Below are 16,057 nucleotides of genomic sequence, written 5' to 3'. Positions count from 1 at the left end.
GTCTCCGCCAGATCCAGTACCGCAGCAACCTCATCGACGGATGCCTTGCCGAAACCGGCCTCACCTTGACGACATCACGGCAACAACGTCAGTAGAGCCAGTAAGGCCCTCGTCCAGCCCGTCCAGCAGCACAAAGCGTGGCCCGTCTCCTGCCTCGTGCAGGTCCTGGTCCAGCGTGCTCCTCGCGGAGGGCGTATCGACGACGTTCCGGCCCAGGTGCAGCAGGGCGCAGTCGTCGCGCCCTGCTGGTGAGGTCGCGCTCCTGTTCTAAGAGGTCGTAGTGGAAGCCATTGGTGGCGCGCCGGATAAGCAGAGTGCCACCAGCCCCTGACAGCGACACCGGCCCGCACCGAGTGCGTGTCTGCCCTGAGCCGCTGCCAGAGAGCAGTGCCGGGTCATCCATGGTGTCATCGAAGGCGGGGCAATCGACGATTTGGACACGGGAGGAACCATGGCCAGGCGGCTGACAGCGCGAGACATCATGACCGGCGGTGTGAGCTGCGTGGGCGCGCATGAATCGCTGCACGACGCGGCCCGCATGATGCGCGACCTTGACGTCGGATGTCTGCCCATATGCGGCGACAACAACAGACTCACGGGCATGATCACCGACCGCGACATTGTCATCAATTGTTGCGCCGACGGGATCGATCCGGCGACGGTACAGGCTGGCACACTGAGCGGCGATCTGCACTGGATCGACGCCGACGCGGAGGCCACCAAGGCGCTGGAGCTCATGGAGTACCACCACATCAAGCGGTTGCCGGTGATCGATGTCAAGTCCGGTCACGCCCTTGTCGGCATCATCAGCGAGGCTGATGTTGCCAAGAACCTCGACGACAAGCACATCGCGGAGTTCGCGACCGGCGTGTACGCCACCGTTTAGGGCCGCTCCAGCTACCATCCCCTGAGCGGGAATCCTTCTCTGGCATCAGCATGCGCCGCCAGGCCTGACCCGCCACTAGCGTCTGGCATTGGCCAGTGCCGCCCTCCGCGGCATCGTCCGGGAAATCTCTCCCTCCAGCCGATGCTGTTCATGCTCGGGCACCTGGGCCTTCCTCGTCGAGCAGACCCTGCATCACGCCCACTTCCGGCTCCCGACCGCATCACCGACACCTCGTCCGGGTCTCCGTGATGGAAGCCCGCCCCGCCGGCCTCCAGATCAGACAGCTGGTGATTGCAACGCGCCTGACGAAGTCACAGGACGCACGGGGGATCCGGCATCTGCGGGACGTCGGTGCGGCAGAGAGCCTCACGCCGATTATCTGGCGCCGGCGGGACGAGTACATGTTTTCCGACGACCCGGCGGACTGGATCGAGTACGAGAAGAAGCAGTTCCAGCAGATCCTCGGCCGGCTCACCCGGATGATCACGGGGACCCTGGACCCGCACCCGGCCCGCTAACCCGCCGACGAATGGGCCCAGCTCGCATCCGCCCAGCTCACAGGCGTCCGCGCGACCCTCGCAGAGCTCACCAAATAGACCCGCTCCCAACCCTGCTGAGCGCGTCATGCCTGCTTCCGCGCGGCGCCGAAGCCGCTATCCCTCCGACACCACGATCGCCGAGTGGGCTCTGATCGAACCCCTCCTACCAGTCCCTGCCTGCCAGACCAAGACCGGCGGGCAGCCGGAGAAATGACCTCGGCGGGACATCGTCGACGCGATCCGCTACATCGTCGACAACGGTGCCAAATGGCGGGCCCTGCCAGCGGACTTCCCACCCTGCGAACCGTGTCCCGCCCCTGCGGTGCGAAAGGCTTCGTCATCCTGCCCCGCCGCTGGAAAGTCGAGCGGACCATCGGCTCGCTGATGAACGCCCGTCGCAACGTCCGCGACTACGAACGCCTCCCGCAGCACAGCGAAGCGCACCTGAACTGGTCACTCATCACTCTCATGACAAGGCGCCTCGCCCGCAAGCCGGGAACTCCTCAGTCCCACCCAAGCGCTGACCCGCAAGGGGCCTGGGCAAGCTGGTCGAATGGACCGGGATCGTGAACCAGGCCGACGAGTCATCCCTGCGGCGGTCTAGAGGATGGGGTGACCGCATGCCACTCGTCTTCGAGGATGCTGAACATTTCGGAGTCTCGCCAACCGTCCCGGAGCAGAGTGGTGTGACGATGACGTCCTTCCCATCTCATGCCGAGCTTGCTGAGCACCCGTGCCGACCCAAGGTTCCGCGGGTCACAGGTGGCGTAGATGCGGTGGAGCTCAAGATCCTCGAACCCTCGCGCCAGTAGTTCCCTGCCGATCGCCGTTCCGACGCCCTGTCCCCAAACCCGCGGATGCACCGCATAGGTGATCTCGCCTTGACGCTTCCCTCGGCTCCGGACGTGGAGCTCACCCATGCCGACTACGTCGCCATCTACACGCGCTACAGAAGCGAACCGCTGCTGAGGTGAGTGCGACCAGGCCTCGACCGCGGTCATCACGAAGGCGCGCGTCTGCTCTTCGGTGTTCGGTCCCCAGGTCTGGCGGCAGACCTCGACGATTGCCAAGACTGGCTGACGAACATGGCACCGGCTCAGTCAGGCGATGAGCCCTGCGAGGAGCTGCCTGTGCTGACAGCAGCGTCGCACGTAACACGCCCTGGTGGCCAGAAGCGGGCAGCCACAGAGCGGTGCGGAATCCATGAGCCGAGTGGTGCGGTCGGCCGTCCGGGCCCCGCCAACGCATGGCGCGTCTCTCACGCGGCAGAAGACCCCGATTCGTGACATAGGGTAATTCTAGAGGCACGCAGTGTCACTGTTTTTAGTCGCGCGCACATCACTGGAGCCAGCCATGGCCAGAATCACCATCAACGGTGTGACCATCGATCCGCTGAGGCAGTCCCACGAGCTGGCCAGCGCGTCGCTGGTCTCGGAGGACGCGTCCGCCTCCAACTATCTCCTCGTCCAGACCACCCATATCCCCTCGGTACAGGAGAAGGAGCAGCTCGCGGAGCTGGGCGTAGTGATCCACGAGTACGTACCGGAGAGCACCTATCTGTGTGGGTACCGGCCTGCTGATCTCGATGCCGTCCGGGCCCTTCCCTTCGTGGCCTGGGCGGATGTCTATCTGGAGGGCTTCAAGATCGCCCCTTCTCTCAGGCCCAGCGGGTTGCAATCCGATCTGGCCGCCCTGACCTCACCCACGGCGACGGTGGATTCGCAACAGCATGCGGTCGATGTGGTGCTGCATGACGATGTCGATCCGGAGGCGGACGGCGTCAGACAGCGCATCGCCGATGCGGTCGGCGTCAGTGCGGATGACGTCCAGCTCACGAGGAACAAGGCCCGTCTCACGCTGTCAGGAGACCAGCTCGGCAGTCTGGTGGACATCGATGAAGTCCGGCAGATCGACGAGGTGCCCCAGTGGGTGAAGTGCAACAGCGTCGCCCGGCCGATCATGAACGCCACGGTCCAGCTGAACGGCACCGCGTTCCTCGGACAGGGCCAGGTTGTGGCGGTGGCCGACACCGGCTTCGACCAGGGCTCCACAATCGACGTCCACCCCGCGTTCGCTGGTCGGGTGGCGCAGTTGCACGCCCTCGGCCGCCCCAACAGCTCGAACGACCCCGACGGCCACGGAACGCATGTGGCCGGTTCAGTTCTCGGGGACGGTCACTCGGCCACGATGGGTGGTCCGATCCAGGGCACCGCGCCCCGGGCCACTCTGGTACTGCAGTCGCTGTTGGACCCGTTCGGCGGTCTCGGCGGGATCCCCGACGATCTGCGCGATCTGTTCGAGCCTCCTTACCAAAATGACGGCGCGCGCGTGCACACCAACTCCTGGGGCCCCCGTCAGCCGGGGTTGCCCTACGGCAGCAGTGGGTTCGAGGTCGACGACATGGTCTGGCAGAACCCGGACCTGGTGATCTGCTTCTCGGCCGGTAACAGCGGCCATGACCGGGACCGGGACGGTGTCATCGACACAGCGTCCGTCAGCGCGCAGGCAGGGGCGAAGAACTGCATCACCGTGGGCGCCAGCGAGAGCCGCCGCCCGGACATTCTCAAGACCTACGGCCAGCTCGCGTTCGGGAACTTCCCGGCCAATCCCATTCGCGACGATCTAATGGCTGACAATCCCGCCGGGATGGCCGCCTTCAGCAGCCGTGGGCCGACCCGTGAAGGCCGGATCAAGCCCGATGTGGTGGCGCCGGGTACATCCATCCTGTCCACCCGCTCGCGCGCGGTGGTGACGCCCGACATCCGCTTCGGCATCTCCTCGGATCCGGCGTTCTTTTTTGAGAGTGGCACCAGTATGGCCACCCCACTGGTTGCCGGCTGCGTGGCGGTACTGCGTGAGACTCTGGTGACCAGTGGCAATGAGGCGCCGAGCGCCGCGCTGCTGAAAGCCCTGCTCATCAACGGTGCAGTGGAACTGACCGGCCAGTACGTCCCCTCGGAGGCCGGGGCCTCTCCGAACAACAGTTCCGGATTCGGCCTAGTCAACCTCGCTGGTTCGGTGATCGACCCTGGCGACACGAATGCCGGCTTCACCGAGGACGGGCCGCTGGAGCAGGGTGAGGAGAACATCGTCCGTGTCCAGGTGCCGGCCACCGGGTCCTTCCGCACCCTCAAGGTGACCCTGGTCTGGACAGACCCGCCCGGCGCCGCCCTGCAGAACGATCTTGACCTGGTCGTCCGAGCCGTCAGCGGCCAAGAGCGCCACGGCAACATGGGAACCTCCACGAGTTTCGACCGGACCAACAACGTGGAGCAGGTTCACTGGGAGAACGTCCCTCCGGGCGACGTCGACATCATCGTGCGCGCGCACCGGATCACCCGCTTCCCACAGCCGTACGCGTGCGTCTGGCGGATCTCCTGACCCGGCCCGAGTCAGTAGGATCCGGCTTCTGACCGGCGGGTCGGCCAGGCAGACCGGATTGCTCCCCGACCGCAGGTCGGCGCCCACGAGCCGGGCCGGATGGATGTGGACGTTCTGGGGCGGCAGTTCGGTGGTGGCGGCATCGGCCGGCCGGGGCGGGGCGTAGCCGCGGGAAGCCGACTAACGAGTTGGTGCGTGATAGTGGCTGGGGCGTGTTGCCTGCTCGCGGCTGTTTTCAGTTCATGGCGGTGCAGTCGGAGACCAGGCCGGCAACGGCCTGGTAGGTGTCGGGCAGGCGGTCGCGGCGGTGGGCCCAGCGCATGAGTTGTTTCCAGCGTTTGTGGTCAGCAAGGGCGTGCTCGACAGTGATGCGGTCGGATGAGTGACCGTGACGGTCGCGTTCCCACTGTTCGACTCTGCCGGGCAGTGCCCCGGGCCGTGGCTTTCTGGGCGGGGTGACGGCCTGGCCTGGATGGTCACGGCTCAAGCCCAAATAGCCGTCGTCGAGTAACACTTCAACCAGGTCGAAGTGGTCGAAGCAGCCGGTGATACCGGCAGTGCGAGCCGCGGTCGCATCGTGCATCCGTCCCGGCCGCAGCCCGTCCGACCACAGAGTGCGGCCCCGATGGCCGGCGATAACAGTGGCCTTCATCGTGTTCTGCTTCTTCTTGCCCGACACGAACGCCCGCCTGCCGCCGCGGCCCGCCACCGGCCAACGGACCTGGATCTCGGTGGCGTCCAGCCGCAGCTCGACGCCCTCGGCCTGGGCATAAGCGAACACATCCTTCAGCATCCGAAGACGCAGACCGGGCCTTTCAGGAACGGCAAATCCCCGCTCCGCCAGCAGCCGGCGCACCTCACCGACCGCACGGGTGACCGTCGAACGATCGACACCGAACAGCACACCCAAGACCGCATGCGGCAGATCGTGCCGCAGGTGGATGAGCGTCGCTACCAGCCGGTCCACGAAGACCAGCTGATGCCGGGCCCCAGCGCCTGGTGCACGCTTCCTCGCCCCGCCTCTCGCCTGGAACCGTCGCCCCTCGACCCCGACTACCCACCGCCTGGCCAACTCCGAGACCAAGGACGACAGATGAGCTACCGAGATGCCCGTGAACAACGGATGCGATAGTACAGAACGGTCAGCCATGCCCCTCACCAGCACACCATGCCCAGCCACTATCACGCACCAACTCGTAAGACCGTGTCCTACGTGGTGAGGCGGACGTTGAGCTGTACATGGGGCGGGATACGTGGAGTTGGATCGTTCCGGACGGGCTGTGGGAGATCGCGAAGCCGCTGATCCCGCCGTCGAGGGTGCGGCCGCAGGGCGGCGGAACGCAGGACACGCCTGATGAGACGCTGTTCGCGGCCATCGTCTACGTCCTGGTCAGCGGCTGCGCCTGGCGCCAACTGCCGCCCTGTTTCGGCATATCGAAGTCGACGGCTCACCGCCGGTTCCTGATCTGGTCGAGAGCCGGCGTCTGGGGCCGCCTGCACGAAGCCGTGCTGCACCGCCTCGACGACGCTGGCCTCAATGACGTCACCCGTGTTGTCCTCGACACCGCCCATGTGAGGGCCAAAAAAGGGGCGAACACACAGGTCCGAGCCCCGTGGACCGGGGCAAGCCGGGTTCCAAGATGCACATCTTGTCGGACGCGAACGGACTGCCCCTCCTCGTCGGCGTCTCGGCCGGCAACGTCCACGACAGCGAAGGGCCGAAGCCCATGATCGAGGGTCACCAAACGAGACACGACCCTCATCGCGACCGCTACTTCAAGCCCCAGCGCCTCCACGCCGACAAAGCCTACGACCGCGCCGACCTGCGCAGATGGCTCCGATGGAAGCGCATCGGAGTACGCATCGCCCGGAAAGGCATCGAATCCAGCGAGCGATTAGGGCGTCGGAGGTGGGTGATCGAGCGCACGATGTCATGGCTGTCCGGCTACCGCAGACTCAGTCCCCGCTACGAGCGCCAGCCCCGCAACTACCTGGCACTTCTCGGACTTGCCGCTGCCCTCTGCTGCTACAAGCGCCTCGTCCGCCTCACCACGTAGGACACGGTCTTATTACGCAAGGTGATGGCCTTGCCGGATCCACTGTTCCGCACGCAGACGGCGCTGGGCGTCCACAGTCTCGCCGTCCGACGAGGTGGCTTCTACGACACGGTAATCATGGACGGCGAGGGCAGCAACGACGAGGTACTGCCTATGCGCGAGGCTGCGTCCTTGGGAGCCTGGCTGGTCGTCCCGAAGTCGAGGCGATCTGCCGGCCAGTGACCTCAGGGCCTCCGAAGGCGCCGCAGCTCGGCGCCTCAGACGCCCTGAGGTCACCCGGTTTTCATCTCTGACAGCACCTGGACCAGGCCGCCGAGACATGCGTCACGGCCCACCGCGACGCGCTGCGCTCGGACATCGCGCAGCCCGAAGGAGAGGCCGGTGCAGCGCAGATCGGCAGCGCCCACGTGGCATCGACCTCTGGACCGCGCGTTGGCGCCGACAGACAGCATCAGGTCAGTTGTTCCCGGTACTTGCGCAGCACTTCGTCGTATGTGACGATCTCGACCGGTTCATCCTGCTGAAGTGCCCGGTGCAGCACGTTACCGGGGTCGATCTCGATCTCCCTGCCGACGATGAGCGTCAGGCGGGGAACGTAGGGGGTGAACCCCAGCTCTCTGCGGACGTACTCCCGATTCTCTCGCATGTCGAAGTACCCTGCGTAGAAACGGAGTTGGCGGACGGCCGCAACGATGTTGTCGGTCAGCCCGGCGCCAGCCTCCGTCGGTCGGAGGATGCGTTCCGTCGGCAGGCCGAGGTCGACTACCTGCGCGTCCGCGGAGAGACCCGCGACCGGCCGCAGGATGAAGTCGGGGCGCATGTCACGCGTCGTCTCCTGCTGCAGGGTGACCTGAGGGCTCAGGGAGAACCCCGCGTGCAGGCTCTCATACTCGCTCCCCAGCAGGAATTCGGGATGCTGTTCGATGAAACGCCGGAGCTGTTCCGCTTTCGCGCGAGGATCATTGATGAGCGCCTCGAACTCATCAGCCAAGGTGGGGGCATGCAGTCGACTCACGTCAACGAGAGACCCTGTGATCATTCCGGGGATCTGCCGGTTCTGCGCAAGGATCACACCATCCTCGGCCCGGACGGCAGGTACGTAATGAATCTTCTTCCATTCGTCAAGGACGAACACATGCGCTACCTGTTGCGTGACTTCCGCTCGATACCGCACAAGGTTGCGGAGAGCGTCGACGTCTCCGGGGCGGTGCACCTTGACACGGAACAGCCAACCGCCCCCGTACGGGTCACTGTTGACAAGGTCCGGAGCGTTCACGACATCCTCGTTAACCTCGACGACCTCGCAGTCCACGGGGGCCATGATGTCCGAGACCGACTTTGTCGATTCGATCTCCCCGCAAGATTCCTCGGCGCGCAGAAGAGCCCCGGGCTCATCAGGCAACTGCAGGTAGACGACGTCTCCCAGGGCACTCTGGGCGTAGTCGCTGATGCCGATCGAGTAGAGGCCGTTGGCCTCACACATCCATTCGTGCTCGCTGCTGAAGCGATAGTCCAGCAATGATCCCAGTCTCACGGGCTTATCCTTCCCCCAAGGAAAATGTTACGGCTCGACACGGAGCGACACGCCGCAAGGAGCGTGATTCATTGTCGATGAGCATCCCACCCCTTGACGCCCGAAACGCCAGGGGAGTGCAATTCGGAGACCACAGCGTCCAGCAGAACTTCTTCGGGCCGGTGCACCGGGAAGCCCCGCGCGCGGCTCGTTCGCCCCTGCCCTACGCGCTGTCGCCACTGCACGGCAGGGACGGCCTGTTGCGCGAACTGCACGACTGGGTAACGGGCTTGAGGACCGAAAGGGCCCGCCCAGCGCGGATTCTGCTGTACGGCACGCCCGGCGTCGGCAAGAGTGCCCTTGCAGCCGAGTTCGCCCGCCGGTACGGGAGCGCATACGGCGTGGTGTGGTGGGTGCCCGCACATGACCCGGCCCAGGCGGTCGGCGCCTTCGTCGGACTGGCCGCGCAGTTGGACGTGTTGGGCGCCGAGGATCGCACGGATCCAGTGGCTGCCGTGCAGGCCATGCTCGCCGCCCGTGACGACCGCTGGTTGCTGATCTTCGACGATGTTCCCGACACTGGCGTACTTGACGGGTTGATGCCGTCCGACCCACGTGGTGACGTGTTGATCACGAGTCGGAATCCCCATCTCGGTACTCCCGACATAGTCGTGCATGTTCCCCCACTGAGTACGGAGGACGCCGAGGACTTCCTCTGCCGCCGCACCGGATCGGGAGACCGGGCCAACGCCCGGCGACTGGCCCGGGAGCTGGGCGGGCTGCCCATCGCCCTGGAACAGGCAGCGGCCTTCGTCGTGTCGACGTCCGGCGCACTGAGTCTCGCCGGTTACGTCCGGCTGCTGCGGCAACGCCAGATCGAAGTACTCGATGAAGGACTGCCGGGCGAGTACGTACCGCAGCGGCGCACCGCCGTATCCACCTTCACGCTGGCCATGGAGGCGCTTCCGCCCGCGGCCGACGCCCTCATGAGACTCCTCGTGTCCTTCGCTCCGCAAGGCATCCCGCTGTTCGTGCTCGACCATCTCCCCGGCACACGCGAGGACCACGAACCATGTCGGCTTCCGGAGGCCGACAAGCTGCCGTGGGATCCGCTGGATGTCGGTGTGGCCACGTCCGTGCTCGCCAAGTACTCGCTGATCCACAAGGAGCCCGCCCTGGATGGGTCGTTACTCGATGTCCTGTCCGTGCACACACTCGTTCGCGCGGTGGTGCTCAGCAGGATGACCGCCGAGGAAGCCGCCGATCTGAGGGCGGTCGCACGGCTGCTGGTGCACCGCGCCACGCCACCGCGCCCAGAGGACCCCGCCGTCTGGAACCGGTACGGTCTGCTGGTGCCCCACATCCGGGCTGTGGCCGATCCCAGGGCCCTACACGAGGACGAGGCGTGCTGGCGTGCCGCCACCTACCTCGAGGGGCGAGGCGACAGCCGTACAGCCAGCCTGCTCTGGCACGAGATCGAGAGCGCGGCACGTCAGGCCAACGGCGAGGAGGACGCCCGGCGTCTGGCGGCCGCAGGCAACCTCGCCATTTCCATGGCGGGAGCCGGCCAATTGGCGGAAGCGCATGCGCTGGAACGTCGCGTGGCCGACCTGTGCACCAACCGGCTCGGCAAGGATCACCCTCAGTCACTGGTGGCAATGGGCAATCTGGCGATCCGATGTGCGTCGCTCGGCGATCTGGCCGAGGCCGAGAGGCTCGAGCGAGCGGTTCTGGAGGGGCGAAAACGGATTCTCGGCGACGAGCATCCCCACACGCTCCTCGCCATGGAAAATCTCGCCGTCCGACGCGCCACACTCGGCGACCTGGCCGAGGCCGAAGAGCTGGAAGGCACCGTTCTCCAGGTCCGGCGTTCCCTCGGCGACGAGCGAGCGACGGCCCATGCCATGACAAATGTGGCTGCGACGCTCGCTGCGTCCGGTGACTTCCTGCGGGCGGCCGACTTGGAGTCCGAGGTGCTGCGGACTCGCCGACGCATACTCGGAGAAGAGCATCCGCATACCCTGCAGACGATGTCCAACCTGGCCGGGTATCTCCTGCAAGTCGGTGCCATGACGGAGGTGCTCGACGTCATCGTCCCCGTCGTCGATGCCTTCAGACGCCTCCGCGGTGACCACCACCCCGACACCCTCAGCGCGCTCGGCGTCCGGGCCATCGCACTGGCAGCCACGGGCAGAGCGGAGGAGGCGGCCGAGATCCAGCGGCGGGTTCTCGACAGTCGCCGATCCCTCGGCCCAACTCATCCAGACACTTACCGAGCCATGGGCAATCTCGCCAACTCTCTCAGCGCACTGGGCGACCTCGAGTCAGCGGTGAAACTGGAACGACAGGCCTTCGAGGGTTTCGAACGCATCCTGGGCCCCGACCATGCCGACACCTTGTCCGCCCTGGACAACCTCGCCACCTCGCTAGCGGCGACGAACGATCTACGCAGCGCGGTGGAACTCCAGCAGCGGACACTCGACGGGTACCGAAGAGTCTTCGGCGACGACCACGCCTGTACGGTGCGAGCGCGCCGGAGACTCGGCCTGTTGCGCCGTCTCGCGACTGCGGGCCCTGCGCCCCACGCGCCGTGAACCGATAGTCCGGCGGGGAACATGCTGCCGTGATGGCACTCTTCCGCCGTCAGGAGAACGTGTTGGTCTGAGTGTTGTGGTCCCCGATCTGCACGCCCTTCGAATCTCGGGCGTCCACCTCGTACTTCCCTGACTGCTTGAGCAACTCCCTTGCCAGCAGCAGGATCTCATCATCCCTGTCGGCTCCGGAGTCGATCAGCTCCTCCCTCAACTGTGCGTGCCACATGCCCGGCTCAACCTCGACAGCGTCGAGGACACTGGGTGACTCGTCATCGTGCGCGGCCAATCTGCGGCGCACCGCGTCGCGGAGTGCGAGATACGCCTCCTTGACGGAACTGCTGGTCGCATCCGTGATACCGGCCGCAGCTCCCGCGGCCAATGCCGCCAGGACTAGCTCCACACCCGTCATTCCCATCCCCTCCATTGGAGATGCACCCGACGACAGCACCCGCCAGCTGGGCAGGCAGCCGTCCATAAGGGTAACGGCGTTCTTCCCCGCGCACGGTCCTCGCGCTCGATCCGACAACGGACCGGTACAGCGCGAAGGCGCAGATCCGCATCACCGCGCGCGCTCCTGGCGCCCGCACCCGCCACCATGGCGCCAGCACGCGAGCCCCAGCAGAGCAGGATCCGGCTCTCGCTCACCGTCACCGCCCAGGAAACCGGGTCCGCGGATAATCGAGCGTGGATCGATGACGACGAAGGCTTCTTGGGGTGCACGATAATCGGCGCTTCAGGCGACAGCAGAGAGCTTCGACCCGTCACGGGCATGAGCCTACGGGCCACCGCCTCGTCACCCGCTCGGGCCACGATCGGAAAGGCTCCCTGGATAAGGACAGGATCAGCGGCGGCCGTCAGACTAATCGTCGCCGATGTCAGCTGGCGGATTTACTCGCAGCTCGACCACGCGGAATGATCTTGGAGCCAGGGCCGCCATAAGTGCCCTCACGCAGGGCGACGAGGACCTTCTCGTCGATCGCCCAGTCCACTCCACGCGCACCAGCTTGAAGCGTATGGGGCATCCTCAACGACCGGTTCCATGAGCCAGATCGGGGATCCACAGGCGGCACACTCTGCCGGTGATCTCCCGCAGGGGCGCCTGCAGCCGTCGGGCGCCTCCGCGCGCTGGGGTCGCGTCGCTGCAGCCAGGATCGCCCTTCGTCGCGGTCGTGCAGGTTACAGATGGCCGGTGATGCCGAACTGATGCATCAGGTCGGTGAAGAGCTCCTGAGCGCTCACCCGCAGCAGCTCGTCTCCGTCGGCGGGGCTGACCTGGGTGGTCACGGTCTGGATGCGTCGGGGCCGGCGGGCGCGGTCGGGGGCGTGCCGGAAGGCACCGCCGTGCTCGGTGACGATGGGGGTCAGTGGTTCGCGCTCTGCGGTGGTGATAGTCGCCTGGACGTGCGAGGAGCTGTCCACGCCGAGGTGGCGAGCGAGTTCGCGGGTCAGGGCGAGGGTGTCCCGGCAGGCCGCCGCCGTGACGTCCGTGTCGACCAGGAGGCCCGTTGCCCGCGGTTCGTCGTCCTGACGGCGCAGGGCTCTGAAGGAGACGTTGACGGCGAGCACGGTGCTGCCGTCGTGGTGGAGCTCGGTGTGGATCTCCCGGCCCGTGCGCGGGGACAGGGTGGAAAAGACCCATCGGCGCAGCCCGGGGCGAGGGTCGTGCAGCACGATGCTCAATGTCTGCAGAGGGCTGCCGGTGTACTGGTCGCGGGTCGGGCGCTGGGAGTGCGCGGTGGCGGTGCGGCAGAGGGAGCCGGCCGTCTCGCGGGTCAGGAGTGTGGCGGTGCGCGGCAGGGGCCGCTGGGGCCGGGCGACGGCGATGAACCAGGCCGAGGGTTCTTCTTGTTCGGCCAGGACGTCGCCCCGGGTGTGGGTATAGAGCTCCTCGAGTGCGTCCTGGGCGTGCTGGGCGCGGGTGAGGCGGTCGCGGTAGGCGCGTTCGATCTGGTGCTCGGCCATCCAGGCGGTGTGGTCGCGGTCGTGGTAGGGGACGACGACGGCCTGATGGTCCTTGTCCTTGGCCGCGGTGCCGTACACGTGGTGGGGGGCCATGGGGCTGGCGGGCACGTCGACGACCAGGAAGCTGGTGGCGCCGTCGGGTGAGGACAGGACGGTGAAGTCGGTGTCGGCCAGGTAGGGCTGGACGTGGTTGCGGATCCACTGCGCGTACTGCTGGGTGTTGACCTCGGCCAGGTCGATGCCGACGGGCTTGGTGTCCTGGTCGGTGACGCCGTAGATGAGCAGGCCGCCGCGGGTGTTGGCCATCGCGGAGACGTCCTTGGCCAGGCCTGCGGAGGCGGCCGAACACGCGGTCCGCCGCAGCGGGGACCGCTGGGGCGCCGTCTTCCAGCCGCCCCAGAGCCAAGACACACACCCGTCCGTTGGACGCCGCACCGACAGCAAGCGCGCCAGAGGGATGTCGTCGCGCGTTCCGATTTGGGCGGCCCGGTTTGACTGGTACTCAGGTCACCGCCAGCGGCGTTGGCTCGCAGGAGGTCCACCCGGCGGTGGCCAGTCGTGGCGCTTCTTCCAACGCCCGGCCCGGAGGTATCGAGGTTGCCGGGAGTCACCATGTGTCAACGCGGGATATCCACCCGAGCTCAGCCGCGTTTCCAGCATGTCAGCGAATTTCGTTGGTGCCTCAAGGCCGTCGCTCTGCAACCGACTACACCTCGCGGTCCCTGCATGCTGATCGCTCAGGCGACCACTGGGCTGGAGCAGTTCATTGACGCTGCTGCGCATGACCACAGAGCGTGGAGCCTTGGTTGGGGCCGGTACGGCCACGAGCGGGTGGGCGTGGGGAGCCGTCTCTTCGACGAGGCACCAAAGGCGGGAGCCAGACCTGAGCGCCTCGGTACGGTGCTCGCATGGAGACCCTCAAGACCGACCGCTGGATCGCGCTGGGCGCGATGGCTGTCGCCATGGTGGCAGCGGTCATCAGCATCTGGCAGGCGTTCATCGCCCGCCGCTCCGGGGCCGAGCAGCTGGAGTTTTGCCAAGCGGGCTCAGCGTGAGCAGAACGAGCGGTACGTGAACGTCGACGTCGGGCCGCGCGAGACTGGGTCCAGGCTCCTCGTAAGTGAGCTACGCCAGCGTTGCCCCTCGCCGTCGACGAAGGCCACCTCGAAAAGACGGTTCACCAGCCCATGAATCGAAGAAACACTGAGGTCTTTCAGCCTTGCCGCCCCAGAGTGAGCACCCTCGCGCTTGGCCTCGATGATCTGCGCGAGCGCGTTTGTGTACTCGTCGTGGAACTCGGGGCCCTCCAGAGCGTCGCGGGTCATGCTCTCGATGAGAGCGAGCGCGCCGTCGATCTCGCCTTCCGTCAGGTCTACGCGCGGTGGCAGCAGCTCGGTGGGGTCGCGGATCGCGTCGGGCCAGTACATGACGTGCAGTACGAGGGCTTCGTCACGGACGCGGAGGATGCCGAGGCGTTCGCGTCCGTGCCAGGCCCATTTGGCGACGGCCACGCGGGACGATCTGCCGAGGGCCTCGCGGAGCAGCTTGTAGGGTTTGGCCGCGACCTGGCCTTTGGGCGTGAGGTAGTAGCCGGAACCGATGCGGATCGGATCGATGGACTCCAGCGGCACGAAGGCCTCGATCTCCACGGCCTTGGCGGTGTGCAGCGGCAGGTTGTCGAGGTCGGCGTCGCTGATGGCGATGATGTGGTCCTTGGCGAGTTCGTAGCCCTCTCACTCTCGTCGACCTGGCGGTCCTCGATCTCGCAGATCTTCCGGTAGCGGACTCTGCCCATGTCCTCGAGGTGGTACTGGTGGAAGCTGATGCTGTGACTCTCGGTGGCGCTGGCCACGTTCACCGGCACGGTGACCAGACCGAATGAGATGGCGCCTGACCAGATGGCTCGGGGCATGGCAGACCTCCGTGACGACCCCGAGCAACACCAGCCTAAGAGTGTGGCGCCGGTCGGCAAGGCGCAGCTGCGCCGCCCGCCCGATGCGGGATACGGAGCCGGCTTCACGATCAGGGGGCGGGTTCGTACGTCACCGTCTGGTCCGGACAGCCTGAGGCCGCCTGTTCCAGAGCGGCCAGTTCGACTTCGTCGATGCTCAGGGCCCAGCGGAGTTTGGTGCCCACCCATTCGGCGAGGTACCGGCAGTGGACGTCAGCGGCGGGCGGCAGCCATGGGGCGGGATCCTGGTCGGCCTTGCTGCGGTTGGAGCGTGCGGTGACCGCGACGAGGGAGGGATCGGCGCCCTGGGCGCGGCCTGTCTCTCGGCGTCGAGCTCTCACACCGCGCACGGGGCGACCCGCCTCATGCAGGCTCCTCCGCTGGTCGAGGTGCGGCCTTCAGCGAGCGCCCGAACTGCTCGACCCGCAGCCCGGTGAACGTCCCCACGCACGCCCGGCTCGGCCTTCAAGTCCCGTCTTGGCAGGCCGGTTGGCGGGGGCAGCCGGTGTGGGTGCGCAGCGAGCGGCGGACGGCCGCGGTGCCGCTATCGAGCTCGAGGTAGTGCGCACGTCCCCGCGCGAGCCGACGTCCCTAGACGACGGCGCACGAGGGAAGAGAGCATCATGGACCTTCGGCGCTGGCTCGGCCGAGCGGCCCACGCGATACAGGACTGGGCCGACACCTTCGGCCCCTATCAGCCACACCCGTCGCTGCCGGCCGACGACGACCGCTTGGCCGCCGCGTTCCTTCAGAGCCGGCCGGGAGGCGTTCACCGCACGCCACCCCGAGATCACCCCGGACGCCGACGGTGCCCGGATCCTGCGCAGCGTCCTGATGAAACCGGAGTCCGGGCATCACGTCGAACACCTTCATGCCCGCGCGGAGCAGCTCGCCCTGTCGTCATCGGCGCGGTGGTGAGCGCGCAGGCGCCCGCCATCCCTCCTTCTGATCGGTTGGAGCATGGTGATGGAGGTCGGCGCGTTTCCCGCAACTGGTCCGCGGACCATTGCACAGGTGAGGGCCCCGCCGAATGTCATCGCACCCAACGCTATTCGGGATACGAAGATCCCCGTGGCGCCCATTTGCCCGTACTGCATGTTCTGCCTTCCGGTGATCCGTGCGCTGGTCGTTGACGGCGCTGAGGCTGTCCGCACGGCGGTGTTCGACGCGATGG

Annotated in this window: 10 protein-coding genes and 4 pseudogenes; 7 read left to right on the top strand and 7 right to left on the bottom strand. The window is 66.6% G+C overall.

The genetic code is table 11. The annotated features are described in order from the left end of the window. Nucleotides 1–451 precede the first annotated feature (451 nt). Nucleotides 452–886, top strand: coding sequence for a CBS domain-containing protein (locus tag ACZ7M7_RS44290; protein ID WP_472127449.1), 435 nt, complete (start codon nucleotides 452–454; stop codon nucleotides 884–886). Between the two features lie 624 nt (nucleotides 887–1,510). Continuing rightward, nucleotides 1,511–1,986 (top strand): annotated as a pseudogene (locus tag ACZ7M7_RS44285) (transposase); the annotation flags it as partial. Between the two features lie 23 nt (nucleotides 1,987–2,009). Here the strand turns inward: ACZ7M7_RS44285 and ACZ7M7_RS44280 are convergent. Further along, a complete protein-coding gene (locus ACZ7M7_RS44280; RefSeq protein WP_472127454.1) occupies nucleotides 2,010–2,426 on the bottom strand; it encodes a GNAT family N-acetyltransferase in 417 nt (138 codons plus the stop codon). A 352-nt stretch (nucleotides 2,427–2,778) separates the two neighbouring features. Here ACZ7M7_RS44280 and ACZ7M7_RS44275 point away from each other — a divergent pair, with 352 nt between their 5' ends. Then, on the top strand, nucleotides 2,779–4,806 hold the full coding sequence (locus tag ACZ7M7_RS44275; protein WP_472127447.1) for a S8 family serine peptidase: 2,028 nt from the start codon (nucleotides 2,779–2,781) through the stop codon (nucleotides 4,804–4,806). A 235-nt stretch (nucleotides 4,807–5,041) separates the two neighbouring features. Here the strand turns inward: ACZ7M7_RS44275 and ACZ7M7_RS44270 are convergent, their stop codons facing one another. Further along, entirely contained in the window at nucleotides 5,042–5,956 is a 915-nt protein-coding gene (locus ACZ7M7_RS44270; protein WP_472127446.1) for a transposase, read from the bottom strand. A gap of 89 nt (nucleotides 5,957–6,045) precedes the next feature. Here ACZ7M7_RS44270 and ACZ7M7_RS44265 point away from each other — a divergent pair. Continuing rightward, nucleotides 6,046–6,863 (top strand): IS5 family transposase gene (locus tag ACZ7M7_RS44265; RefSeq protein WP_472127444.1). Its coding sequence is split into 2 segments (ribosomal slippage): nucleotides 6,046–6,394 and nucleotides 6,394–6,863, totalling 819 coding nucleotides; the frame shifts between segments, so codons are not numbered across the junction. Nucleotides 6,864–6,893: 30 nt separating this feature from the next. Next, on the top strand, nucleotides 6,894–7,085 hold the full coding sequence (locus tag ACZ7M7_RS44260; protein ID WP_472127442.1) for a hypothetical protein: 192 nt from the start codon (nucleotides 6,894–6,896) through the stop codon (nucleotides 7,083–7,085). A gap of 937 nt (nucleotides 7,086–8,022) precedes the next feature. On the opposite strand, the pseudogene gcvH reads toward ACZ7M7_RS44260, so the two are convergent. After that, nucleotides 8,023–8,391 (bottom strand): annotated as a pseudogene (gene gcvH / locus ACZ7M7_RS44255) (glycine cleavage system protein GcvH); the annotation flags it as partial. Here gcvH and fxsT point away from each other — a divergent pair. Further along, complete coding sequence (gene fxsT, locus ACZ7M7_RS44250; RefSeq protein ID WP_472127440.1) at nucleotides 8,382–10,970, top strand: FxSxx-COOH system tetratricopeptide repeat protein; 2,589 nt, start codon at nucleotides 8,382–8,384, stop codon at nucleotides 10,968–10,970. The pseudogene gcvH and the gene fxsT overlap by 10 nt on opposite strands. A 49-nt stretch (nucleotides 10,971–11,019) precedes the next feature. Here fxsT and ACZ7M7_RS44245 read toward each other — a convergent pair whose 3' ends face one another. Continuing rightward, nucleotides 11,020–11,379 carry a hypothetical protein gene (locus ACZ7M7_RS44245; protein WP_472127438.1) on the bottom strand — a complete coding sequence of 120 codons (360 nt, stop codon included), beginning with the start codon at nucleotides 11,377–11,379 and terminating at the stop codon, nucleotides 11,020–11,022. A gap of 767 nt (nucleotides 11,380–12,146) precedes the next feature. Further along, entirely contained in the window at nucleotides 12,147–13,343 is a 1,197-nt protein-coding gene (locus tag ACZ7M7_RS44240; RefSeq protein WP_472127437.1) for an AlbA family DNA-binding domain-containing protein, read from the bottom strand. 497 nt (nucleotides 13,344–13,840) lie between these two features. Here ACZ7M7_RS44240 and ACZ7M7_RS44235 point away from each other — a divergent pair, with 497 nt between their 5' ends. Continuing rightward, nucleotides 13,841–13,987, top strand: a complete 147-nt coding sequence (locus ACZ7M7_RS44235) for a hypothetical protein (protein WP_472127435.1) — start codon at nucleotides 13,841–13,843, stop codon at nucleotides 13,985–13,987. Here the strand turns inward: ACZ7M7_RS44235 and ku are convergent. After that, nucleotides 13,979–14,844 (bottom strand): annotated as a pseudogene (gene ku, locus ACZ7M7_RS44230) (non-homologous end joining protein Ku). The gene ACZ7M7_RS44235 and the pseudogene ku sit on opposite strands and share 9 nt — an antisense overlap. Before the next feature lie 110 nt (nucleotides 14,845–14,954). Further along, a pseudogene (locus ACZ7M7_RS44225) lies at nucleotides 14,955–15,218 on the bottom strand (HNH endonuclease); the annotation flags it as partial. Nucleotides 15,219–16,057: the final 839 nt, after the last annotated feature.

The organism is Streptomyces sp. NPDC111606 (assembly GCF_055656945.1).
The sequence above is the reverse complement of the archived record's forward strand: the minus strand, read 5'-3'. Positions and strand labels throughout refer to the sequence as shown.

What these genes read in the sequence shown, in the direction of transcription:
- ACZ7M7_RS44290 (WP_472127449.1), top strand. Translation starts at nt 452, where the DNA reads ATGGCCAGGCGGCTGACAGCGCGAGACATCATGACCGGCGGTGTGAGC.
- ACZ7M7_RS44280 (WP_472127454.1), bottom strand. Translation starts at nt 2,426, where the DNA reads ATGACCGCGGTCGAGGCCTGGTCGCACTCACCTCAGCAGCGGTTCGCT.
- ACZ7M7_RS44275 (WP_472127447.1), top strand. Translation starts at nt 2,779, where the DNA reads ATGGCCAGAATCACCATCAACGGTGTGACCATCGATCCGCTGAGGCAG.
- ACZ7M7_RS44270 (WP_472127446.1), bottom strand. Translation starts at nt 5,956, where the DNA reads ATGGCTGACCGTTCTGTACTATCGCATCCGTTGTTCACGGGCATCTCG.
- fxsT (WP_472127440.1), top strand. Translation starts at nt 8,382, where the DNA reads ATGATCCCAGTCTCACGGGCTTATCCTTCCCCCAAGGAAAATGTTACG.
- ACZ7M7_RS44245 (WP_472127438.1), bottom strand. Translation starts at nt 11,379, where the DNA reads ATGACGGGTGTGGAGCTAGTCCTGGCGGCATTGGCCGCGGGAGCTGCG.
- ACZ7M7_RS44235 (WP_472127435.1), top strand. Translation starts at nt 13,841, where the DNA reads ATGGAGACCCTCAAGACCGACCGCTGGATCGCGCTGGGCGCGATGGCT.